The following is a 21,516-nucleotide window of genomic DNA, read 5'->3' on the forward strand; positions in this document are numbered from 1 at the left end:
ACAATATATCTAACTCCTAACTTCTCGCTCTAAAAAATGGTTCCTTCCAGACGAGTTTATTTATTGTTGGTTTTGGGCATAGCGATCGCTCTGATCCTATCTTTATTTCTCGCAATCAGAGCCGCGATCGCCATCACTATACTATTTGATGTCGTAGTTTTAATATTAATGGTTGTAGATGCTTTGCGGGTGCGGCGTTCTCGCGTGCAAATTACCCGCGAATTACCATCACGATTATCTATTGGGCGAGACAATCCCGTGCTGCTGAAGGTGACATCGGCAAATACCAACGCCAAAATTGAAATCCGGGACTATTACCCAACAGGATTTGGTGTCTCTGCACCTGCATTGGTTGGTACTGTTCCTACTAACAGCACTGAGGAATTGACGTATACCGTCCACCCAACACAGAGGGGAGAGTTTCCTTGGGGGAATATTCAAGTCCGACAGTTGGGACTTTGGGGATTAGCTTGGGATGATTGGCAAATTTCCCAAAGTCTGCCAGTGAAAGTTTATCCTGATTTAGTGGGATTGCGATCGCTCACAATTCGTCTGACACTGCAATCATCAGGATCAATGCACCAATCTCGGAAAACTGGTATTGGTACAGAGTTTGCCGAACTGCGAAACTATCGCACTGGTGACGATTTGCGGTTTATTGATTGGAAAGCTACCGCCCGTCGGGTTGGGGCTTATGGTAATGCAACCCCATTAGTGAGGGTTCTGGAACCAGAACAGGAACAAACATTACTAATTTTACTTGATCGTGGACGGTTGATGACAGCAAAAGTACAGAGTTTGCAGCGATTTGACTGGGGTTTGAATGCAACTTTATCCTTAGCTTTAGCAGGATTACATCGAGGCGATCGCGTGGGTGTTGGTGTATTTGACCGCCAGATGCATACGTGGATTCCCCCAGAACGCGGTCAACATCATTTGAATCAGCTAATTGATCGCTTAACTCCAATTCAACCAGTGTTATTGGAATCTGATTATTTGGGGGCGGTAACAAATGTTTTGCACCGACAAACTCGGAGGGCGCTTGTAGTAGTGATTACCGACTTAGTTGATGTTACTGCCTCTACAGAACTCCTGGCTGCACTCTCTAAGTTAGCACCCCGCTATCTCCCCTTTTGCGTGACTCTGCGAGATCCGCAAGTTGATCGTCTGGCACACACCTTTACAGATGATGTTACAGATGCTTATGCCCGTGCAGTGGCACTAGATTTATTAATGCAACGACAAGTAGCTTATGCCCAACTGAAACAAAAAGGTGTATTGGTACTAGATGCACCAGCAAATCAAATTGCCGATCAATTGGTTGAGCGATACCTGCAACTCAAAGCGCGAAATCAACTTTAGTGATTGCCAACTCCAAAAATGTTTGCAACAGATACCCTTAATATTCATCTTCAATACTGTATTCAGAAGCGTCTGGTTGCAAATATGGCTGTGCAGCAATAAAGGCTGGATGACATATACATGATTTGTGGATTTTGCGAATAGTTGGATATGGGTCTAAAGAGTATTTAAATCGCTCGGCATTATAAACTTGAGGTATGAGGAATACATCTGCGATCGTTGGTTCGTCACCATGACAAAAACTGCCGCAAAATTTACTGTTAACCAGAATATTTTCCAGTGCGTTTAAGCCTTGCTCTAGCCAGTGGTGATACCAATTCATTTTATCTGCGTGATTTAAACCTATTGGTGAGGTAAGATACTTCCGAACTCTCATAATGCTCAAAGGATGAATATCACAGCCAATCAAAAGCGCAATTTGCCGAGTATAAGCTGGTGCCAAAGTATCTATTGGTAAAAGAGGGGGTTGCGGATAACGTTCTTCAAGATACTCAATAATAGCTAATGATTGAGTGATAATAGCCTTACCATCAATGAGAGTTGGAACTAATTTTTGAGGGTTAATTTTACGGTATTCTGCTGTAAATTCAGGTTCACCTTTTCGTAATTTGGAGACACTTGTATACAGGTAAGAAATTTTTTTAAGCTCTAGTGCAATCCGTACTCTGTATGAAGCTGTTGAACGATAATAGCTGTAAAGTTCTAACACGTAGATGCCCTGATACTACTAGAATAAGGTTAGGTTTTATGGTGGTGATTTCGCGTCTATAGGACTACTATTTGATTTTCAAAAAGATACGTAGGGTGTGTTAGCGACAGCGTAACGCACTAAATCCTTACGAATGGTGCGTTACGGATTTCATCCTAACGCACCCTACAGTACTCTGCTTTCAGGGGGAAATAAATATTAGACTTCAGTAAACCTACGGTAAAACTCCGATAAGCTTATTTGCTTACCGTATTATATTGCAATCCGGTTGGGTTAAGAAAAATTCCTTTGTTAGGTTGCGCTTTGCTTAACCCAAAAAGGCAGGGCTGTTTCATTCGATCTCTTAGAGATTTTGTCAATAGTATAAGTCAGAAATTTGCTTGATTTGGTCATTGAAAAGATACCACTTCAACGAGTAAATTTCAGTGCAAACGCGATTTTCTTGCCCAATCAGGTTTTTTATTCACCTGAATTTTCTGCTTGAAGCGCTTGTAAATCAGAGCCTTTTAGGGAATGAAACAGCCCTGCTTTTTAAGGGGGATCTAGAACGTTTTGCTACCAAGAAGAGGACTTTTCAAACAACCTCTAAGCTCCCCGACAACTTTTACGAAGTCGTCTCCCCTTCTCACATTGGGAGAGGCTAGCGCCAAGGGAGAAGACCGCGCCCGCTCCCCTTAATAAGGGGGGAACCGGAAAAACATCTATCAAAGTCCCCCAATTTATCGGGGGATTTAGGGGGATCAAGATATGTGCAACTTCACATTAAATTGGTATAAGCTGCTTAGAAGCTTGAGATACAAAGCTTTCTCGGTCAGTATACTGAGCAAGATTCAAGTAGGATTCCTATATACAATCATCAAGCAAGTAAATTCGGGAAATTGTATTTAATTTACTAATCAGGATTTGCTTTTCTGATAGAGTTTAGGAAAGCCAAGTTTTACCTCTTCTTTGTACAACTACTATCACATCACATCGGAATAATACCTAACTTTGTTGATTATTCATCAAGGAGGATGAAAATATAAAACTCTTGTATTAATCAAAGATGAAGTGTAATCAAATACACTTTTTTATTCCCCATTTCGTGTCATTGCCGCAGTATTTCCTAAGTATTTTTCATGAGAACTGAGGCAGAGAAAATAATATGTTTTTAGACATTTTAGCCAGCCTGCAACGGTTATTTGTGGGTTACATTCCAGCCGTTATCTTGGGTAGCTTCATCGGATACTTAATAGGTATGAATAGCATGATTTATCAGCTATTTAGGCTGATATTTCAGATACCACATAGTATCCCTCCTATAGCTTTGTTACCTATTGCCCTAATAGCATTTCCAGAGAGCGAATCGGCTGCTATTGTAGTAGTTTTTCTGGGAACTCTCTGGACGATGATTATTAATATGGCAATAGGTATGCGACATTTTCATAGACAGAATAATAACTTTAGAGTAGCTATATTTCATATATTTCATGCCTTGAAAGTTAGCATTTGGGTAGCCTGGTTTATAGTTATTGCCACAGAAATGTTAATCGGTCCAAAAGGACTTGGCTTTACCCTCTGGGATGCTTATAAAGCTGGCAATGCTGATTACATAATCCAGGTGCTCATCTACATCGGTATTATTGGCTTTTTACTGGATCAGTTACTAGATTTTGCAGCCTATATTCTCTCGCAAATGGTTTCAGATGGGAAAAAATCTTCTTAAACTTTATCTAGGCTTGCGGATTGCACCCTGCCAGCTAATAGTTTACTTTGCAGAACGTATTCCCAAAGAACGAGTTGCTACTATTTCAATATCAACGTTGACACCAGGGTGTAAAGCTTCGTCAGGAATTTTTAGCTTGCCCAAAGCTAGAGTAAAACGGTTGTAGTCACGAATCACAAGTTCGTTGGGAATATCACCTTCATATTCAGTTTTATAGCCAGAAAAACCTTGCAAGCTATCCTGTGTGCGGAATTTTAGGCGAAACTGAGTATTAAGCGAATATAATGATGCCTCCGGCACGCCAAGGGCGAACGCGGCTATACGAGACTTTAGGGACTTCCAAGAAATAAATTATCCAAATAAACGAACCACAGAGACACGGAGAACACAGAGAAAGGAGAAATAGAGAGGGTTTTTGGGTCAGTTTTGGGACATTTTTTTATTTGGAAGTCCCTTACCCACCGACCTGGGTTGACAATTTCTTGAATCCGCGCAGGCGGACGAGAGTTTGTGTAGCCGCGATTTCTAATCGCCAGGTATATTTGCACTCATTGAGATGCTCCCTGCCCAACTTACTAACCGATTAAGTTGCTGTTGGATTGTCATTAACTTTAACAATCAGCTTGCCAAAATTATCACCTCGAAGTAAACCGATGAATGCACCAGGAGCATTCTCTAAACCATCAACTACATCTTCTTTATATTTCAGTTGACCAGACTTTAACCATCCAGAAACATCATGGGAAAAATCATGAAACCGATGTTGATAATCACCAACTAAAAAACCTTTAATCAAGGCCCGTTTGACTAGCAGTGGTCTTAAATTAGGCCCTGGTGGAGTAGATGTGGCGTTATACTCCGAAATCAAACCTACTAGTGGAATTCTGGCTCCCAGGTTGATCTGCTGCAACACGGCTTCTAAAATCACACCTGCTGTATTGTCATAATAAACATCAATGCCATTAGGAGCAGCTTCTTTGAGCGCTGAATCAAGTTCTTGGGTTCTGCGGTTAATGCCAACATCAAAACCTAATTCCTTAACTATATAATCGCGCTTATCGTCACTCCCAACAATTCCTACGACTCGCGCACCTTTAATTTTGGCAATTTGACCTACTACTGCACCCACAGCACCAGAAGCGGCTGAAACCACAACAGTTTCACCTTCTTTCGGTTGACCGATATCAAGCAGAGCAGCATAAGCAGTCAGACCAGGCATACCTAGTACACCTAGATTATAGGATAAAGGTGCTTGAGTGGGATCAAGTTTACGCAGCGTTTCACCCTTAGATACAGCATAAGTTTGCCAACCGTTACTGCTAAGAACGAAATCTCCTACTTGAAATTGAGGATGATTTGATTTAATTACTTGGCTGACTGTACCACCGACAATAACTGAACCCAACTCTAATGATGCAGCATAAGATTTGCCTCCACTAATGCGACCACGCACGTAAGGGTCGAGAGATAGATAAATGGTGCGACTAAGAATTTCACCTTCACCAGGTTCGGGAGTTGGTGTTTCTACTACAGCAAAATCACTATCTTTTGGTTCGCCGACTGGACGACTTTTGAGGATGATTTGTTTGTTAATTAAATCAGACATAAGTTATTTTCCTGTACATTAATCTGAAAATTCGTGGGCATACAGATGTGTACGCCCCTTCAAGAAAGATTTCTACCTTTAGTTTGACACTTGCGAAAAAATATTATCAGTAAGTCAACTTAGGGACTTCCAAAAAATAATTATTCCAGAAACAGTATAATTAATGGTCACTACGATACTAAGAAGAATTACTTATATCAAGATTCTTCGTGGGATTTATCGCTAAATAAACCCAACAGTGGTCCGAGAATTGCCCCAAAGATAAACCCACCTGCATGTGCCCAGTAGGCAATACCACCGCTTTCCATACCGATGTTGGTAGGTGTTTGTAAACTAGCAAGTCCGTAAAAGGCTTGTTCGAGAAACCAAAATCCCAAAAAGAAATATGCGGGGACACGGAAAGTTGGGAAGAAAAACCCTAAAGGTATTACGCCGAGAACTTCGACGTTGGGAAAGCGGAGAATGTATGCACCCAGAATACCTGCGATCGCACCACTTGCACCCAAAGAAGGAATGCTAGAATTTTGAGCGAAGAACCACTGAGTCAAGGATGCCAAAACGCCGCAAGATAAATAAAACAGCAGATATTTGGCATGACCTAACTTATCTTCAACGTTGTTACCAAAAATCCAGAGAAATAACATGTTGCCGGCTAAATGCAAGAAACCACCGTGTAGAAATTGGGAAGTAATCAAAGTTGCCCACTCTGGCAGTGGTTGATGTAGAGAGGTACCAGCAAAGCTTAAGGTGAGTTCTCGTGGAACTACAGCCGCAAGGTGTAAAAACCCATTTAATGCTTGGGGTGGAAGACTTGCTTCATAAAGAAAAGCGAGGACATTGGCAGCAATCAGCCCATAAGTTACATAAGGCGTGATTTTTGTTGGATTATTATCTCTAATGGGAACCACAAGCGTTTTTTTCCTGATTTTAAGACACAAACTCTACGATACTGAATTATGTAAGTGGTTTCTTCTACCTCGTGGATGGATTCCGTCAAGATTTGTTAGTAAAATTGCAACCGATTATAAAAAATACAGTCCTTAACACCTTGATTTCACTCTCCCATATTCAACTTTTCGTTAGAGATATACTTCAAAACATTCCTAACCAAAAATCGAATGATGAAGCGCTCGCTCGCTTAATTCAATTTTTATTGATCTTTACATGAAGGCGCAGCCATCTTGTAAGAGGATAATTCTGTATCACCATCAAAACTAATGTTGAATAGTTAGACCACCATCTAAAACTAATGAATGTCCAATAACAAAACTAGCTGAATCTGAACATAACCATAATACTGCTTGAGCAATTTCTTCTGGTGTACCTAATCGTTGTATGGGATATTGATTGCCATAATTCTTTATTATTTCCTCACTTAAGGCTTCCATTACCATAGGAGTTATAATAGTTCCTGGGCAAACAGAATTAATTCTAATACCATCTTTGGCATATTGTACAGCTAAAGATTTAGTAAGTCCTAAGACGGCGTGTTTGCTAGTACAATAAAAATGAATATTATGTTGTGCTTTGTTTTCTTGATTGTTAGTTAAATTATCGGCGATTAACCCTCTAATAGAAGCATTATTGACAATAGCACCACCACCATTTTTAAGCATTTCAGGGATTTGATATTTCATACATAGCCAAACTCCTTTTAAATTAGTATTAATTACTTTATTCCAATTTTCTTCAGAATCATCTATATCTACTTTTAGAATTCCAGGAGTTCCAGCATTATTAAAAGCATAATCTAAACGACCAAAAGTTTTAACTGTTTGGCTAATTAAGTTTTTAACTTCTGTTTCTTGGGTAATATCTGTAGTTATAAAAATACTTTGGCTACCTGCTTTTTCAATTAAATTAACTGTCTCCTCACCTTCTTGAATTCTCCTACCGGCAATCGCTACTTTTGCCCCTTCCTTAGCAAAAGCTAATGCTGTAGCTTTCCCAATACCAGAATTTCCTCCTGTAATCAGAACAACTTTATCAGTAAATTTTTTCATAATTAAATAGTTTTACTTTTATTCAGAATTTAGTCCTATAATACCTACATTCCACAGGTGCGAACCGAAAATATTATATCGCGGTATGCATTTAGTATGACAAAATTTGACTTATTTTAGGGATTGGCGAGTTCTCTCCAAGCCTGAAAACATTCTATTTAACGCAGATTAGCTAAACAAACTCATGTTTTTTTCAAATTCTCTGGAAAATCAACTCCAGCGCTGGAACGAAACCATTCGCAATCAGCCGAAAAATCCCAATGTTTACATTCATCGAGGCATGGTTAATTTTCAACTAGCCAAAATTGATGAATCTATTCAAGATTTTGACATGGCAGAGCAATTGGATGCCCGTATCAAACCCTACCTCTGGCAACGGGGATTATCGTATTATTATGCAGAAAGATTTGCTGAGGGCGCTGAACAATTTGAAATAGATTTGACTGTGAATGCTCAAGATGTAGAAGAAACAGTATGGCGATATCTTTGCATAGCTCGTTCGTTAGGTGTCGAAAAGGCATGTAATTCTTTACTAACTGTGAAAAATGACCCTCGACGTATTATGCAGCGCGTATATGATTTGTATGCAGGAAATTGTACAGCAGATGATGTTTTAACTGTTGGTGAATCAGAAGGGATAAAGGGAAATTTTTATAGTCATCTTTACTTGGGATTATATTACGAAGTTGAGAATAATGTTGATTTAGCTCATGATTATATAGTTAAAGCTGCTGATAATTACAAAATTGATGATTATATGTGGTATCTAGCGCAGGTACATAAGAAGCTACGAGGGTGGATATATAGCAATCCTAAATGAGTTATGAACAAAAAGATCCCCGACATCTTCAAAAAGTCGGGGATCTGAGCCTCTCGGTGGAGAGCAAATCAAATAGGATTACTATAGTCGTTAGAGTGAAAGATATGACACTCTTCGACGAATGTTTGCTATACCATGCAAAATTCCTAACACTGCACCGGCGTAAAGTCCAATATGGATTCCCCAAACCAACATAAATCTGGAAACTTCTGCTGGCTGAACGACTGGTGTAATCTGATCGGTAAAGAAGGGAAATTGAAAATAATAAAATATGAATCCTGCGATCTGAGCAACTACAATTGCCCAAATAATCGGATACCGTGCCATTTTTAGTAATTGACGATAAGACAAAGGTAACTTTCGTCTCTGATTAACCAATAGAAATACGCCGTAACTTAAAAAACCAGCAAAAAACCCTGCCTGAAATCCAACCTCACTGACTTCCCAGCGAAAACTAGAACCATAAGGAACATTTTTGAAGTAATAAAAGTAAGCGGGTGAGAGAGTACAGGTAATCTGATCGTTAACAATACCAAACCCAGCACCGATTAAACCGGACACTATCAAAAACGAATATTCCCGAAGTTTTGTCGGTTTTGTTGGATTACGCCAGTAGTCTAACGCTACAACCAAACCCATCAGCAAAAACAAAATTAGCAGTCGGTATTGATATGGAATACTTTGCATAAGACAACTGGTTTAATCCCAAATTAGCCTTTCAGGAAGTGTAACTATTTACAACTTCTTCAGAATTTTTACCATTGTATGCGAATCATCTGTGGAGATAGTATGAAATTCAAAGATTGACTATCTATCATGTTAATTTTCGGTGGCTGCGGTTTCAAACTGCACTTGTCGGTACAAATGGGCGATCGCTATTTCTACATCTACAGATTCCAGTCGCAATATCTCATCCAAATTATACTCTGACAGCACCCATTTTCCCTGTTCGTTGCGCCGAAACACTTCTACAATCGGTTGGGCTACTTGTACTAAGACATATTCTTGCAAGGTTGAAGATTGGCGATATTTGGCAAACTTTTTCCCCCTATCGGCTGCTTCTGTTGAAGGTGATAGCGCTTCGATAATTAAACAGGGAAATTGTACCAATTGTGGATCGTCATCGCGTTCATCGCAAGTCACCACCACATCTGGATAAAAATACTTTTGCCCCGGTTCTATCTGCACCTTCACATCTACAATGTATACTTCGCAGGTGCTGCATCTACGCCCGTCGTAGACATCGGCTAGGGCATCATCTAAGAGTTTAAAGAAATTTCCAGAAATCCGATTATGGTTGCGTGTAGCACCACTCATCATCACAACTTCGCCATCCCAATACTCGTAGCGTTCCTCTTGGGTAGGTTCCCAAACCAGATATTCCTCTGCACTCATCAAAATGTTGTCGGGTAAAGCAACCATCGGCGCGATCTCTTAATGATTCACTTTATTTAGGATAGCGAAAAATGGACGTTTTCTTTTGGTATGACTATTCCCACATCCTCTGAACAGAATAAGCATCGAATTTTTTATCCCTGCTAATAATAATTAAGGAGTGATTGATAGCCTGTGCAATCAACATTCGATCAAATGGATCACCATGATGTAGCGGGAGATTCCGAACTTGAACCGTATCTGCAAAAGATATCGGAAGCATGAGGATATCTGAAGTGTCGATCGCAGAACCTATCGTTTCATAGCTCTGTTGAAGCGATAATTTGCCAAGGTTCAACTTGATGGCAATTTCCCCAAGACTAGCGATACTGAGATAAACGATATCTGCGGTATTGATCATTATCCTCAGATTATCTGGAAGGCTGGAGTCATTTTCAGTTAGCCAGATAAAAGCATGAGTATCTAAAAGCAAACCACTCATTCCATATATTCCTTAAAAACTTCGAGAGGTTCATCAAAGTCATCAGCTAAAGGTAAAACAAAAGTTCCTTTTAAGATACCAGAGCGATGCTTTTCTTGTTGTAAACTTTCCTGGGAAACAGCCTTTGAATAATTCTCAATTAAATATTTGGCATAATGCAAGAGTTCTTCTTTGAGTGTCTCTGGCATTTGATCTAGTGTTTGTAAAATTTCTGCATCAATAGCCATGATTTCTCCTGAGAGGTTCTCCTGCTTGTAATTTTAGGGGAATTTATGGAAGGGATTTTATTTTTCGGTGGCTTTGGTTTCAAACTGCACTTCGTGGTACAAATGGGCAATGTCTACGACGGGCTATTCGGTGTCGCACACTCTGTCAGAATCGCTATTGTAGGCGATGATGCTGGTTAGAAGTGGTATGTGCTTTTCAGATGTGTAGCAAATTAGGCGATCGCTTCAGCAAGTCGATATTAACATTCCCAATTACCCACGGCAGATAACCCTAAACAGCAAGCAGATAGCCTTCCAGTGGTCGGGTACATTGGGGTTTTTATGCTGCTCGCTATCTACCAATTTGGATCGCGTTGCGAAAGGTCATAACGGGGTTGAATACTCTGAATTGATTGTAGGTTTCTCTCTCGGTATTGTCCTCCGTAACCAAGCCTCCACAAAACTACCTCGTCCACCCATTGAACTGCTTTCTGCACTATTTCCCACTGTTGCATCTCAGTTAATGACATTGAGGTGGACTTGGCGTGAGTTGAATTGTTTCGGATAGTCACAAAGTGATCTACTACTGAATTATCACCTGATATGCCTAAACGATTGAGAAGTTCGTTAATACGTCCCTTTAAGGAGAGTTCATTGAATTGATTGTTACTGAAGGTTCCTTCTTCTACTAAAATTATTCGCGCAAGATTTTCTAACAACGTTCCAAGTGCGTTAGCTACAACAGGAAGCAAAACATTCCTTCTGCGTCCAGATGCTCTTGGAATTGCTTGAAAATACCACTCAAGAAGCACAATCCACTTCTCATACCAATGAGGAGTTTGAAGCATTCGCTGAAAATTCGGAAAGCATTGAACAAAATTTAACAAGTCTTTCATGCCAAAATATCTAATGCAACCTTGTCCTAATTCCTCCTGTGGAACTATCAAAGGAGCCTCAGCCAATGATGCTACATCTTCTATACTTATTTGGTCTGTTCCCATATCCAAAATTTTTTTGCAATCGCATAAACTGGTTTAATATATCCACCATTTATATATGACAGCATCAAACATAAATATGATAACATTTTACTAGAATCAGACAAGGAAATATTTAATAGATCATGAATCTCTGTAGAAGGTTGTTTGGTCTGGAAGAGGCGAATTTTCAATGTAATCATTGAACCCCTATTCTGAACTTCTGGCTTCAACCAATCTAAAGCTTCCTGGTTTGTAGAAAATTCAACACTCCAATCACTCCCAATCTCTACTTTAAATGATTCACATTTCAAAGCCTTAGTGATGGCTACAAGGTTACTACCTGTAGCCTCTCTCAAAAAGTCTGTATTTGGCAAGTAGAAATCAAAATAGTGGGCATTTGATTTAATATCCCCATATACAACCTGTTCTGCATAACCACGACTTTGCCGCCGTCGTCCACCTCGAAATGTGAACGTTGGTTTTTCTACAACAAGTAGAGGATCTGAAGCATCCCAAGAATTCAATTTATTTGGAGGTGAAAAAGAGAGACAATCAAAGTTATATTCTCCTCTAGCTGCTTCAAATTCCCAATGAAGTCGTGGAGTTGGATTAATAGTAAGCCAAACAGTCAAACGACCTTCAATATCATCTAAATTACCAATGTTATTAAATAATTCTACATCTTTTTGTTGACCAATTAAATCCTTATCCAAAAACATTCTTGCACCTTATATTGTGATCTCTATACTTTAATAGATTTGACAGTTATAGGACAATACGGTTCAGTTAAGGCTAAAACTCTTTGGGAAGGTTAATTTTTTTAACGAACCGCAGAGGCACAGAGAACGCAGAGAGAAGGAGAAAATGCTTAACTGAACTGTATTGAGTTATAGGATGGATTCAGCTTCACCACTGAAATATCTGGTTCTGGTTCCGAGTAATCGTCAAGTTGCACTGGTGACTGGATTCTTAATAAAAGTTTGTCACCCAAACGTTGACGTAATAACCTTTCTGTGCGGGTAATCGCTGACTCGTGAGCAGTTCCTTTTGCTGACATTCTGATGATTTGTCCCGCGATTAATTCTAAGCGTTCTTCAGGATGAAAAATTCCCATTTCCGCCATTTGGTGATATTCTTGAACACTAATTAGGCGAATATTGGTCAGCATAAGATTCACGTTAACGTCCTAGCATTTTATCCCGCAGATGTTTGATGCGATCAAGCTAACGGTTAGGCTACTGGCGCTACAACCTTTGAAGCAACTCGTCATACTCTGTATGTGCGCCAATCCAGAACCAGTAAATGTGATCATCCTGCAACAAGCCAAGAACGCGGTAGTCTAAACTAACACGAGCCGAATAGATTGGTTGGCGCTGGCTAACTCGTTTGAACTGAAGACTATTGTGGTAAGGATCTGAACGCCAAAGAGCATAGCTTTTGGCCGCTTGCTCTTGAACTGATGCAGGAAGCTCATCAAGTTTCTTGCGAAATACCTTCGTAACACTTGACTTCATTGCTCAGAGGGAAAAACCTCAGCTAAAGGAGTGATGTCGCCAGCAGTAATTTCCTGCCGTACCATATCAGCTAGACGATCCCACTGAGCATCTGTTGTAGATTCAAACTGAGCCTTCCATCTTTGCTCATCCTCCATCTCGGCAAGTAGACGAGTAGCGATCGCATCCTGTTCAGCAACAGGGAGAGTTTTTAGTTGGGCGATCGCACGCTCAAGTAACTCAGTCATGGCTACCACACTCTTAAAACGTAAATGGCATCTGATCCATTATCGCTTCTTGGTGATATTCTTGAACACTAATTAGGCGAATATTGGTCAGCAGAAGATTCACATTAACGTCCTAACATTTTATCCCGCAGGTGCTTTCTGGCGATGTCTTTTGTCACATAAGGGTTGACGTAATAACCTTTATGTGGGGGCAATTACTGATTCGTGAGCAGAAGATTCACGTTAACGTCCTAACATTTTATCCCGCAGATGTTTAATGCGATCGCTTCAGTAAGTCATGAACGCCTCAAATCAACGGCGGCAAGCAACCTCGAACTCAGCACCAGAGATTTGTAACCATCTGCTGCAAGAGGGTTGTTGTGTCGATGTTTATAACTTACCAACTAACTTGTCGTACTCTGCATGAGTTCCGATCCAAAACCAAGAAATACCACCTTCTACCTCAACACCCAAAGCTCGATAGTCTAACCCGGCTCGAACTGATCAATACTTTTTACCAATCTTTTTGAAGTGCAATGATGGATGAGACGGGTCAGTTTTCAGAAGCTCGTAACACTGGTCTGCCGTATCCTGAACGGTTGCAGATAGAGTGTCATAACACTTCCAAAATCTTCGTGTCGTGTAATGCATTCTAGATTTCCCGGCAGTGACCCGCCTTGAATTCAACAATCGCTTCTTCTGCCAAAGCGTCTAATTTTCCGTCTGCGATGTCTTGCTCTAACTGCTCATCCCAACGCTGGTAATCAACATCAAATAACCACTGCTTGAGTCGCTGAAACTCATCTGCTGGAAGCGTAAGAATCGCTGCTTCAATTTGTTCAAGGGTTGACATATTTCGGTTGCTTCGGTTTCAAACTGCACTATTTTTATTGCTACCCCGACCAAGCACTAACGTCCTAACATTTTATCTCGCAGATGTTTAATGCGATCGCGCAATTTACCCGCCTCTTCAAATTCCAGTTTCTTCGCCGCCTCTTTCATCTGCGCTTCTAACAGAGTAATCAACCCTGGAATCTGTTCTAATGGCAGCTCATCTAGATGTTCATCTACTATTTTCAAGTCAGTGGCATTTAACCGCCGAGATACATCCAAAAAAGCCAAAATCGCATTACTTGATTTTTTTACAATCGGTTGTGGTGTAATCCCATGCAGTCGATTATGTGCTGTTTGAATCCCCCGCCGCCTGTCTGTTTCATCAATAGCTTTAATCATGCTACCTGTCATATTATCGGCATACAAAATCGCTTGTCCCTGCACGTGACGCGCGGCTCTACCAATAGTTTGAATTAAAGAACGCTCGGTTCGCAAAAAACCTTCTTTATCTGCATCCATAATTGCTACTAAGGAAACTTCGGGTAAATCCAAGCCTTCCCGCAGCAAATTCACACCAACCAATACATCAAATTTTCCCTCGCGCAAATTCTGCAAAATCTCAATACGCTCAATCGAAGTAATCTCAGAATGTAAATACCGTACCCTGATACCGTGGTCTTGCAAATATTCGGTTAAATCTTCCGCCATGCGTTTGGTTAATGTGGTAATTAACACTCGTTCATGGCGATCGGCTCTATCTTTAATTTCTCCCAATAAATCATCAATTTGCCCTTCTGTAGGACGCACAGAAATTTCTGGATCAACCACCCCAGTTGGTCGAATCACTTGTTCGATTACATGATCTTCAGAAATTTCTAATTCCCAATTTCCGGGAGTTGCTGAAACAAAAATACACTGATTCATCTTTTGCCAGAATTCTTCAGCTTTTAAAGGACGGTTATCAGCAGCGCTAGGGAGACGAAATCCATGTTCAATTAAAACTTTTTTTCTCGCTTGATCGCCGTTATACATCCCGCGAATTTGGGGTACGGTAACGTGAGATTCATCGATAATTAATAGCCAATCTTTAGGAAAATAATCGATTAAACATTCTGGTGATTCTCCAGGTTGTCTTCCTGCTAAGTGACGGGAATAATTCTCAACGCCGTTGCAATAACCTACTTCGCGTAGCATTTCCAAGTCATAGCGTGTACGTTGATCTATGCGTTGCGCTTCTAATAGTTTCCCAGCTTGTTCTAAGTCTAATTTTTGCTGTTTTAATTCGGCGGCGATGTCGTGACAAGCGACTTCTAACCGTTCTTCTGGGGTGACAAAGTGACGTGCAGGGTAAATATTTACCGCTTCCAAACTTTTGAGAATTTCCCCTGTCACCGGGTCAATATAGCGAATCGCGTCAATTTCATCACCAAAGAATTCTACGCGAATAATCCGGTCTTCATAAGCTGGGCCAATTTCTAAGACATCGCCTCGGACGCGAAACTTTCCTCGACCCATTTCGATGTCATTGCGGCTATATTGAACATTTGCCAAATCTCGTAAAATTTGGCGTTGATTTACTTCCATACCTATCTGAAGGGGGATGGCAGCTTTCAGATATTCTGCTGGCATTCCTAAACCGTAGATGCAACTGATGGAAGCAACGACAATGACATCACGGCGTTCAAAAAGCGATCGCGTCGCTGAATGCCGCAACATATCTATTTCATCATTAATTGCTGCCGTTTTTTCAATATAAGTATCGGTAACGGGAATATACGCTTCTGGCTGATAGTAATCGTAGTAGCTGACAAAGTACTCGACTGCGTTGTTGGGAAAGAAATCTCGCAACTCGTTACAAAGCTGTGCAGCCAGGGTTTTGTTATGGGCCAGAACTAAAGTAGGCTTGCCAATTTTCTCAATAACTGCTGCTACCGAAAATGTCTTACCAGTTCCAGTGGCTCCTAGTAAAGTTTGGTAACGATTGCCTGATTGGATACTAGCAGTCAATTGTGCGATCGCTTGTGGTTGATCGCCTGTGGGACTAAAGGGAGCTTGAAGACAAAATTCTGTCATACAGTTTTGCTGGAAATACCCTATTTCATGGTGACGATTCCGCCCTGTATCCATTCTAGCTGGCTTATTAGACCAAATAAATAGTAATAATTATTTATAAAAATTAATGCTTTAAATTTACTTATGTATCTGTTTTAAAGATTCTTATATCTATATGAGGTTTTTTAAGGTTAAACTCTAAGGTATATGGAAAAAAATTTCATCTTTCCTTAATTATTGTAAAATTCAATTAACAAACCAGAGGTGTTCGTTTATGGCTATTAGTAGCGCTGGCAAAGCAATTGGTTCTCGGCAAAACAATGCCAAGTCTCCAGGGGAAAGTACAGAGGAAGTTGAAAATCAACAAGACCAGAGCTTGAATGCTGATAAAGTCGAGGAAGTTAGTGAACTGCCAGTGGGAGCTACTGGGACACTCGCTATTTCTGGAATTCGTCCCATAGGCGCTAGCGACTTAGAAGTTGCTGAACACCTCTCAATTGCTGGGGTGCGTCCCGTTAGCACCAGTACGTTAGAAGTAGTTGAAACTTATAACGCAATGGGTATTCGTCCAATTGGCGCTAATACATTCCAAGTAGTTGAAAGCATAAATCTCTCTGGGATTCGTCCAATTGCCTCAAGTTCATTGGCAATTTCTGAAAACTATTCATCATTTGGGAACCGTCCGATAGCATCAAATGAGGTTGATAATTCTGAAACCCTTATGGGTTTTCTAGATTAGACAAAAAATATCCCCATAACTTTATTAACCCAGTTTCTCTAAGAAACTGGGTTTTTTTAGCTAATTAAAAGTATAGATTCTGATATTTGCACTTGTTCTATGTCTTTTAGCATAGGCAACTAAACTGTTCTTGTTTTAATTTACGTTTAGCCAACAGCCAGGATGCTTAGTACAATTACTTTTTTGCAGTTTTAATTTTTAATTTTTAATTTTTAATTGTTTAATATACCTTGTGGTGGAAGGCTTGAGCAAAAATCTTAAGCTACTGTGTAAGAGTAATAACAAAGGATTTCAAAGTTAGTTTATAGCTTTGAAAGTAATTTTTCATTAAATCAGGAGTACAAAATGAGCATAGAAGATCGCGCTAAAGCAGCTGCTAAAAATGTTGAAGGTAAAGCCCAAGAAGCATTAGGAAATGTCACTGGCGATCCTGAAGATAAAGCCAAAGGTAAGGCAAAGCAAGCTGAAAGCGAAGTACGTCATGGGATTGAAGACGTGAAAGATAGTGTGAAGAAAAACATTGACTAACAATTCATAATTTTTTTGCAGAAACTCTAGGGATATAAATGGGGTGGATTGTATTTTTGCAGAAAAACATGAGTTGTTTGAGAACCAAGCTTAACTCTTTTCATATTCCCTGAGCAAGGGGTAGAAAATAGAGTATAAACTTGATTTGCAGAATTTTTGTAGCAGAGACGTAATTAATTACGTCTCTGCACTTCCCAAAAAATTTTAACACTTACAGAATTTAACTATATTACCTTAGACCTCTTGCATAAATCAAAAATAAATAACCCCACCCCGCATTTGAGTAAAGCAAACGCTCCCCTCTCCGCTTGCTCTTAGGGGTTGGGGGTGGGGTGTTAAGGACTTTTGCAAGAGGTCTCTTGTTAAGCTAGCTTTTAGACTTTGTTTGTAAGTTTTGTAGGGTGTGTTAGCAGAGCGTAACGCATCACAACCTTGCAATGGTGCGTTAGCCTACGGCATAACACACCCTACTGGAACGACACAGCTAAAATAGTGCATTAGACGTAGGTTGGGTGGAGCGGAGCGCAACCCAACAGATATGAGGATGTTGGCTTTGGCAAAGCCTCCACCCAACCTACAATTGTTTTTGCAACTAATAAAATCAAAAGCGATCGCTGCACCAATAGATACTCTTGAAATGGCAATATCTCCGATGGGCTGTGACACGACGCGAACGCTATCGGTGACACAACCTTGCCCAATTATAAAATTATTCAAAATACCATCAAATTGTAGTATTATACCACAGGCATTAACTATCTTCAGCTACATCTGAATTATTAGCGCTCTGAAATTTACAATTGATGAGAACATACTATGAGCCTAACTCTTTATTTTCTCCGTCACGGACAGACAGAATACAGTCGCAATAATTCCTTTTGTGGTTCCATAGACTCACAACTTACCCCAGAAGGCTTGGAGATGGGAAAGGCTTTTGCATCTGCATATAGTTCTACACCTTGGACAGCAATATTTTGTAGTCCAATGGAGCGAACTGTATTGACAGCAAAACCTTTATGTGCATCCATAGGGATGGAACCACAACTTAGGGATGGTTTGAAGGAAATCAACTATGGCTTGTGGGAAGGAAAAACCCCAGAAGTAATTAGCCGTGAATATCACGATGATTATATTCGCTGGTCAGCAGATCCGGCTTGGAATGCGCCAACTGGTGGAGAAATGGCGGTTACAATTGCTTCTCGCGCCATACAGGTAATTGAAGAAATTAAGCAAAATTACAGCAGTGGCAATGTGTTAGCGGTTTCTCACAAGGCAACTATCAGAACTATTCTGTGTAGTTTACTGGGGATTGATGTGGGACGCTTCCGTTTTCGTTTGGGATGCCCTGTTGCTTCGGTCAGTATTGTAGAATTTACCTCACATGGACCGTTGTTAAAGGTTTTGGCAGATCGTAGTCATTTGGATGAGCGGTTGCGAAATTTACCGGGAACGTGAGGGAGTTTGGAGAGACGCGATTAATCGCGTCTGTACGTTATTATTTTTTCCTTGCTACCCCTCGCTCGCTGGCTCAGTATATTTGCGGAGAATGTTGATCGCGATTTTCAAAATATAATAAGATGACAATTGTTGCGATCGCAGTTCCAAATCACTGGCTTGTAGTGATGAATATCGCAACATTCGGGCATCTTTCCACTAGTAGGGAAGGAGGAAAAAATACTAGATCAGGGTTTCAGCCGGAAGTTGACACTAATGGCCAGCTATATGGTATTATTTCATGGCATTATGCTAAAAAACTTTGCCTAGAATCAAAGAGTAGCCAACCCATGAGTTTAGCTGTAATTAAGTTCTCTTCAGAAGAGTGCGGCATCTGCCACAAAATGTCTTTTTATGACAAAAAGGTGGCTGAAGAACTGGGTTTAGAATTTATTGATGTAAAAATGCAAGATACGTCTGCTTACCGCAAGTATCGCAAGATTTTATTGACTCAATATCCCGATAAATCAGAAATGGGATGGCCTACTTACATTCTGTGCAATTCTCCAGAAGGGGAATTTCAGATTGTGGGTGAGGTGAAAGGAGGTCATCCCAAAGGGGAGTTTAGAAGCCGTCTGCAAGAGGTTCTGAATTCGACAGCTAATCAGAACTAATTAACTCAAAAGATTTGACCTCTAAAACAGGGCCAATCATGGCAATAGTCATGACATCTTCGCGTACCTGTCCTTTAACTTTTGCTTTTTGTCCGGCTTTGAGTAAGTCTTTGTCAGCCCCTTTAAGGATTTCGTAAGTAACGCCCTCTTCTGTGACGAACGCCCAGGCGCCCATACCAATATCACGGCGTTCGATTGTACCTGTAAGTGTAATGCTCATAACAGTTCTGAGTTGGGGATTAGGTATTGGGGATTGAGGACACTTCGACAAGCTCAGTGCATCGCTGGGGACTGGTGATTGGGGACTAAGGAAGAATTTTCCCAATCCCCAGTCCCAGATACCTAGTCCCCAGTCTCCTTCTATGCTATTTTCTCTTCGTTTTTCAATGCTAAACGAACAAGTCCATAACAGATTAGGGCATTGGCAATAAGGAAGAGGCGTGCTAAGTTACCACTTCCTAATCCCCAAACTGCTGGATCGAAAAATGCACTTACAGTTAAACACGCTGCTATACCTAAGCTTGAACCAATGGCAAACCATTTCCAACTAGGATGTCCCAGCAGCAATGCCATTAACACAATGGGAATTAGTACGCTAGCAAACAGGGGATTCAATGCATCAGTTCCTTGGAGGGTATTCCCTAGTTCGGGAATTGAACTGCCCAAAACTCGGAAAGGCCATTGGGGAAGATCAAAAATATAGATTCCCTTGAGGAAGAATAACCCAGAACTGCCGGCAATTAATCCACTGAATAAAGACCAACTCCAAGTGAAGGGGAAGTAAACTCGTAAAAACCAAGCCAGCAGATAGGAACCAACTACCATTAAAATCTTAGGTAATAGTGCGATCGCACCGCCATCAATCCAAAAGCCGGGGTTAATATAGCCGCTATCCCGTAACCACCGGAAGAAATCTGGGAAACTGATTTGCCCCTGGAAGGCTAGTTTAACTGCTGCTGCTGCATTAAGTTGTCCAGCGCCATAATAGTTCAAACCATCATCCTGGATAACTAGCGCTGACTGCTTAAGGACTTTTAAAATTTCATCTGGTTCTTTGATGCCAGCAGCTTTAATTAATGCTGCAACCCCGGCAACGTGGGGAGAAGCCATGCTTGTACCTTGTAAGCCAAGAAATACGCCTTCGCCCTTTTCATTGATGGTTTCTTGGAGAATCTGACCAGCTTGACTACCACCAGGAGCAGATATATCTATCCCTGCACCAAAGTTAGAATAGGGTGCCCTTTCGCCATCTGGGCCAATTGCCGAAACACCGATGACGTAGGGATAGCGGGCTGGATAACTTGCCCCATTGGTGTTTTCATTCCCGGCTGCGGCAATAATAACTACACCTTTTCTATGGGCATACTCGATCGCTTGTTTCATCAACTTGCTTTCACCGCCACCGCCCAAGCTCATATTAATCACATCTGCGCCTTTATCAGCAGCAAATTTAATCGCTTCGGCAATATCGGCAACGGTACCACCGCCACTTGAACTGAGTACCTTTAGTGGCATCAGACTAGCTTCGTAAGCAATTCCAGCGACCCCATATTTGTTATTGGTCGCTTGGGCAATAGTTCCGGCAACATGGGTACCGTGGCCGTTATCGTCTGTGGCTTCTTCTCGGTCGTTAACAAAATCATAGCCCTTGACGAATTTTGTCTCATACAAGTCCCGCACCTTGGTAATCCCAGTGTCAATTACTGCAACTGTGATGCCACTGCCTTTAGTTTGACTCCATGCGCCTTCAATACCGATTTTGTGCAAGTTCCACTGCTTGCTGTAATATTGATCGTTGGGGCCAGTTAATGAAGGACTTGCTTCTTCATCTTCTTGGGGTCTTAAAATTTCTCCCAGCCAAGTGGCTTTGCTTGGTTCGGGAATTTTGGTGTAGATATAGTTTGGTTCAATGAATTCTGTCGCTTGGGCAAACTGAGATTTTTTCAGTTCTTGGAGCCGTTGGCGATCGCCCTTGATAATATAAACATGATCTTTTTCTGAAAACTTGTTGTCTAATTGGGGTGTAACGTTGTATTGTTTGGCGATCGCTTGTAGATCCTGTTTCACCACAAGTGATGGAATATCTTCCCGAAAATCAAGCAAAATCGTCTCAAACTCTCCTTTACCTGCCAATCCCTGGAAATTCAGGAAACCAAATATAGCAGATCCCAGCCCAATGACAAACAAGCTCAATAATATAAGCTTTCTCATATTAACTCATCACCGCTTCTTGCCAGTTTGCTCACTACCATAACTTATCTGCATCCA

At 40.8% G+C, this 21,516-nt stretch carries 25 protein-coding genes and 2 pseudogenes; 7 read left to right on the top strand and 20 right to left on the bottom strand.

The features are described from left to right. Positions 1–36 precede the first annotated feature (36 nt). Positions 37–1,362 (top strand): DUF58 domain-containing protein, encoded by a 1,326-nt coding sequence (locus V7K97_RS03735; RefSeq protein ID WP_334799355.1) that lies wholly within the window; start codon positions 37–39, stop codon positions 1,360–1,362. Positions 1,363–1,399: 37 nt separating this feature from the next. On the opposite strand, the gene maiA is transcribed toward V7K97_RS03735, so the two are convergent. Beyond that, positions 1,400–2,071 carry a maleylacetoacetate isomerase gene (gene maiA / locus V7K97_RS03740; protein WP_334799356.1) on the bottom strand — a complete coding sequence of 224 codons (672 nt, stop codon included), beginning with the start codon at positions 2,069–2,071 and terminating at the stop codon, positions 1,400–1,402. Between the two features lie 1,144 nt (positions 2,072–3,215). Here maiA and V7K97_RS03745 point away from each other — a divergent pair. Further along, positions 3,216–3,776: an ABC transporter permease gene (locus V7K97_RS03745; protein ID WP_334799357.1), complete on the top strand. Its 561-nt coding sequence runs from the start codon at positions 3,216–3,218 to the stop codon at positions 3,774–3,776. A gap of 42 nt (positions 3,777–3,818) precedes the next feature. On the opposite strand, the pseudogene V7K97_RS03750 reads toward V7K97_RS03745, so the two are convergent. The 4 genes and pseudogenes from V7K97_RS03750 to V7K97_RS03765 form a co-directional block, all read right to left on the bottom strand. Further along, positions 3,819–4,055 (bottom strand): annotated as a pseudogene (locus tag V7K97_RS03750) (collagen-like protein); the annotation flags it as partial. 304 nt (positions 4,056–4,359) lie between these two features. Further along, the gene (locus V7K97_RS03755) at positions 4,360–5,382 is read right to left on the bottom strand and encodes an NADP-dependent oxidoreductase (RefSeq protein ID WP_334799358.1); all 1,023 of its coding nucleotides are present in this window, start codon (positions 5,380–5,382) and stop codon (positions 4,360–4,362) included. A 197-nt stretch (positions 5,383–5,579) separates the two neighbouring features. Then, on the bottom strand, positions 5,580–6,290 hold the full coding sequence (locus V7K97_RS03760) for a rhomboid family intramembrane serine protease (protein ID WP_334799359.1): 711 nt from the start codon (positions 6,288–6,290) through the stop codon (positions 5,580–5,582). A 306-nt stretch (positions 6,291–6,596) separates the two neighbouring features. Beyond that, a complete protein-coding gene (locus V7K97_RS03765; protein WP_334799360.1) occupies positions 6,597–7,385 on the bottom strand; it encodes an SDR family oxidoreductase in 789 nt (262 codons plus the stop codon). A gap of 184 nt (positions 7,386–7,569) precedes the next feature. On the opposite strand from V7K97_RS03765, the gene V7K97_RS03770 reads away from it, so the two are divergent. Then, positions 7,570–8,205, top strand: a complete 636-nt coding sequence (locus V7K97_RS03770) for a tetratricopeptide repeat protein (RefSeq protein WP_334799361.1) — start codon at positions 7,570–7,572, stop codon at positions 8,203–8,205. A gap of 90 nt (positions 8,206–8,295) precedes the next feature. On the opposite strand, the gene V7K97_RS03775 is transcribed toward V7K97_RS03770, so the two are convergent. The 12 genes and pseudogenes from V7K97_RS03775 to uvrB form a co-directional block, all read right to left on the bottom strand. Continuing rightward, a complete protein-coding gene (locus V7K97_RS03775) occupies positions 8,296–8,892 on the bottom strand; it encodes a hypothetical protein (RefSeq protein WP_334799362.1) in 597 nt (198 codons plus the stop codon). A gap of 132 nt (positions 8,893–9,024) precedes the next feature. Continuing rightward, a complete protein-coding gene (locus tag V7K97_RS03780; protein ID WP_334799363.1) occupies positions 9,025–9,627 on the bottom strand; it encodes a Uma2 family endonuclease in 603 nt (200 codons plus the stop codon). 67 nt (positions 9,628–9,694) lie between these two features. After that, positions 9,695–10,081 carry a type II toxin-antitoxin system VapC family toxin gene (locus V7K97_RS03785; protein ID WP_334799364.1) on the bottom strand — a complete coding sequence of 129 codons (387 nt, stop codon included), beginning with the start codon at positions 10,079–10,081 and terminating at the stop codon, positions 9,695–9,697. After that, the gene (vapB, locus tag V7K97_RS03790; protein ID WP_334799365.1) at positions 10,078–10,308 is read right to left on the bottom strand and encodes a type II toxin-antitoxin system VapB family antitoxin; all 231 of its coding nucleotides are present in this window, start codon (positions 10,306–10,308) and stop codon (positions 10,078–10,080) included. Before vapB ends, V7K97_RS03785 begins: the two co-directional genes overlap by 4 nt. 335 nt (positions 10,309–10,643) lie before the next feature. Next, entirely contained in the window at positions 10,644–11,288 is a 645-nt protein-coding gene (locus tag V7K97_RS03795; protein ID WP_334799366.1) for a HEPN domain-containing protein, read from the bottom strand. Continuing rightward, positions 11,270–11,986 carry a hypothetical protein gene (locus tag V7K97_RS03800; protein ID WP_334799367.1) on the bottom strand — a complete coding sequence of 239 codons (717 nt, stop codon included), beginning with the start codon at positions 11,984–11,986 and terminating at the stop codon, positions 11,270–11,272. The genes V7K97_RS03795 and V7K97_RS03800 overlap by 19 nt, the downstream gene beginning before the upstream one ends. Before the next feature lie 149 nt (positions 11,987–12,135). Then, complete coding sequence (locus V7K97_RS03805; protein WP_334799368.1) at positions 12,136–12,435, bottom strand: Uma2 family endonuclease; 300 nt, start codon at positions 12,433–12,435, stop codon at positions 12,136–12,138. A gap of 76 nt (positions 12,436–12,511) precedes the next feature. After that, positions 12,512–12,781, bottom strand: a complete 270-nt coding sequence (locus V7K97_RS03810) for a ParE family toxin-like protein (RefSeq protein ID WP_334799369.1) — start codon at positions 12,779–12,781, stop codon at positions 12,512–12,514. Beyond that, positions 12,778–13,008, bottom strand: coding sequence for a hypothetical protein (locus tag V7K97_RS03815; protein WP_334799370.1), 231 nt, complete (start codon positions 13,006–13,008; stop codon positions 12,778–12,780). Before V7K97_RS03815 ends, V7K97_RS03810 begins: the two co-directional genes overlap by 4 nt. A gap of 369 nt (positions 13,009–13,377) precedes the next feature. Next, a pseudogene (locus tag V7K97_RS03820) lies at positions 13,378–13,638 on the bottom strand (ParE family toxin-like protein). A 1-nt stretch (position 13,639) separates the two neighbouring features. Continuing rightward, on the bottom strand, positions 13,640–13,840 hold the full coding sequence (locus V7K97_RS03825) for a hypothetical protein (protein WP_334799371.1): 201 nt from the start codon (positions 13,838–13,840) through the stop codon (positions 13,640–13,642). Positions 13,841–13,896: 56 nt separating this feature from the next. Continuing rightward, the gene (gene uvrB / locus V7K97_RS03830; protein WP_334799372.1) at positions 13,897–15,894 is read right to left on the bottom strand and encodes an excinuclease ABC subunit UvrB; all 1,998 of its coding nucleotides are present in this window, start codon (positions 15,892–15,894) and stop codon (positions 13,897–13,899) included. 253 nt (positions 15,895–16,147) lie between these two features. On the opposite strand from uvrB, the gene V7K97_RS03835 reads away from it, so the two are divergent. Next, complete coding sequence (locus V7K97_RS03835; RefSeq protein ID WP_334799373.1) at positions 16,148–16,612, top strand: hypothetical protein; 465 nt, start codon at positions 16,148–16,150, stop codon at positions 16,610–16,612. A 345-nt stretch (positions 16,613–16,957) separates the two neighbouring features. After that, positions 16,958–17,140, top strand: a complete 183-nt coding sequence (locus tag V7K97_RS03840; RefSeq protein WP_334799374.1) for a CsbD family protein — start codon at positions 16,958–16,960, stop codon at positions 17,138–17,140. A 450-nt stretch (positions 17,141–17,590) separates the two neighbouring features. On the opposite strand, the gene V7K97_RS03845 is transcribed toward V7K97_RS03840, so the two are convergent. After that, positions 17,591–17,857 (bottom strand): hypothetical protein, encoded by a 267-nt coding sequence (locus V7K97_RS03845; protein ID WP_334799375.1) that lies wholly within the window; start codon positions 17,855–17,857, stop codon positions 17,591–17,593. Positions 17,858–17,956: 99 nt separating this feature from the next. Between V7K97_RS03845 and V7K97_RS03850 the strand changes: the two genes are divergently transcribed. Further along, complete coding sequence (locus V7K97_RS03850) at positions 17,957–18,595, top strand: histidine phosphatase family protein (RefSeq protein ID WP_334799376.1); 639 nt, start codon at positions 17,957–17,959, stop codon at positions 18,593–18,595. Between the two features lie 329 nt (positions 18,596–18,924). After that, the gene (locus V7K97_RS03855) at positions 18,925–19,248 is read left to right on the top strand and encodes a thioredoxin family protein (protein ID WP_334799383.1); all 324 of its coding nucleotides are present in this window, start codon (positions 18,925–18,927) and stop codon (positions 19,246–19,248) included. Here V7K97_RS03855 and V7K97_RS03860 read toward each other — a convergent pair. Both V7K97_RS03860 and V7K97_RS03865 read right to left on the bottom strand, forming a co-directional pair. Then, positions 19,235–19,468, bottom strand: a complete 234-nt coding sequence (locus tag V7K97_RS03860) for a hypothetical protein (RefSeq protein ID WP_334799377.1) — start codon at positions 19,466–19,468, stop codon at positions 19,235–19,237. The two genes, V7K97_RS03855 and V7K97_RS03860, sit on opposite strands and share 14 nt — an antisense overlap. Positions 19,469–19,608: 140 nt before the next feature. Continuing rightward, positions 19,609–21,459: a S8 family peptidase gene (locus V7K97_RS03865; protein WP_334799378.1), complete on the bottom strand. Its 1,851-nt coding sequence runs from the start codon at positions 21,457–21,459 to the stop codon at positions 19,609–19,611. Positions 21,460–21,516 lie beyond the last annotated feature (57 nt).

The sequence above is a fragment of the Nostoc sp. genome (genome assembly GCF_036917815.1).
Classification (GTDB): domain Bacteria; phylum Cyanobacteriota; class Cyanobacteriia; order Cyanobacteriales; family Nostocaceae; genus Nostoc.

Bases quoted from the DNA above. Each gene is read 5' to 3' on its own strand.
- V7K97_RS03735 (WP_334799355.1), top strand. From the start codon at position 37: ATGGTTCCTTCCAGACGAGTTTATTTATTGTTGGTTTTGGGCATAGCG.
- V7K97_RS03745 (WP_334799357.1), top strand. From the start codon at position 3,216: ATGTTTTTAGACATTTTAGCCAGCCTGCAACGGTTATTTGTGGGTTAC.
- V7K97_RS03755 (WP_334799358.1), bottom strand. From the start codon at position 5,382: ATGTCTGATTTAATTAACAAACAAATCATCCTCAAAAGTCGTCCAGTC.
- V7K97_RS03765 (WP_334799360.1), bottom strand. From the start codon at position 7,385: ATGAAAAAATTTACTGATAAAGTTGTTCTGATTACAGGAGGAAATTCT.
- V7K97_RS03770 (WP_334799361.1), top strand. From the start codon at position 7,570: ATGTTTTTTTCAAATTCTCTGGAAAATCAACTCCAGCGCTGGAACGAA.
- V7K97_RS03775 (WP_334799362.1), bottom strand. From the start codon at position 8,892: ATGCAAAGTATTCCATATCAATACCGACTGCTAATTTTGTTTTTGCTG.
- V7K97_RS03780 (WP_334799363.1), bottom strand. From the start codon at position 9,627: ATGGTTGCTTTACCCGACAACATTTTGATGAGTGCAGAGGAATATCTG.
- V7K97_RS03785 (WP_334799364.1), bottom strand. From the start codon at position 10,081: ATGAGTGGTTTGCTTTTAGATACTCATGCTTTTATCTGGCTAACTGAA.
- vapB (WP_334799365.1), bottom strand. From the start codon at position 10,308: ATGGCTATTGATGCAGAAATTTTACAAACACTAGATCAAATGCCAGAG.
- V7K97_RS03795 (WP_334799366.1), bottom strand. From the start codon at position 11,288: ATGGGAACAGACCAAATAAGTATAGAAGATGTAGCATCATTGGCTGAG.
- V7K97_RS03800 (WP_334799367.1), bottom strand. From the start codon at position 11,986: ATGTTTTTGGATAAGGATTTAATTGGTCAACAAAAAGATGTAGAATTA.
- V7K97_RS03805 (WP_334799368.1), bottom strand. From the start codon at position 12,435: ATGCTGACCAATATTCGCCTAATTAGTGTTCAAGAATATCACCAAATG.
- V7K97_RS03810 (WP_334799369.1), bottom strand. From the start codon at position 12,781: ATGAAGTCAAGTGTTACGAAGGTATTTCGCAAGAAACTTGATGAGCTT.
- V7K97_RS03815 (WP_334799370.1), bottom strand. From the start codon at position 13,008: ATGACTGAGTTACTTGAGCGTGCGATCGCCCAACTAAAAACTCTCCCT.
- V7K97_RS03825 (WP_334799371.1), bottom strand. From the start codon at position 13,840: ATGTCAACCCTTGAACAAATTGAAGCAGCGATTCTTACGCTTCCAGCA.
- uvrB (WP_334799372.1), bottom strand. From the start codon at position 15,894: ATGACAGAATTTTGTCTTCAAGCTCCCTTTAGTCCCACAGGCGATCAA.
- V7K97_RS03835 (WP_334799373.1), top strand. From the start codon at position 16,148: ATGGCTATTAGTAGCGCTGGCAAAGCAATTGGTTCTCGGCAAAACAAT.
- V7K97_RS03840 (WP_334799374.1), top strand. From the start codon at position 16,958: ATGAGCATAGAAGATCGCGCTAAAGCAGCTGCTAAAAATGTTGAAGGT.
- V7K97_RS03850 (WP_334799376.1), top strand. From the start codon at position 17,957: ATGAGCCTAACTCTTTATTTTCTCCGTCACGGACAGACAGAATACAGT.
- V7K97_RS03855 (WP_334799383.1), top strand. From the start codon at position 18,925: ATGAGTTTAGCTGTAATTAAGTTCTCTTCAGAAGAGTGCGGCATCTGC.
- V7K97_RS03860 (WP_334799377.1), bottom strand. From the start codon at position 19,468: ATGAGCATTACACTTACAGGTACAATCGAACGCCGTGATATTGGTATG.
- V7K97_RS03865 (WP_334799378.1), bottom strand. From the start codon at position 21,459: ATGAGAAAGCTTATATTATTGAGCTTGTTTGTCATTGGGCTGGGATCT.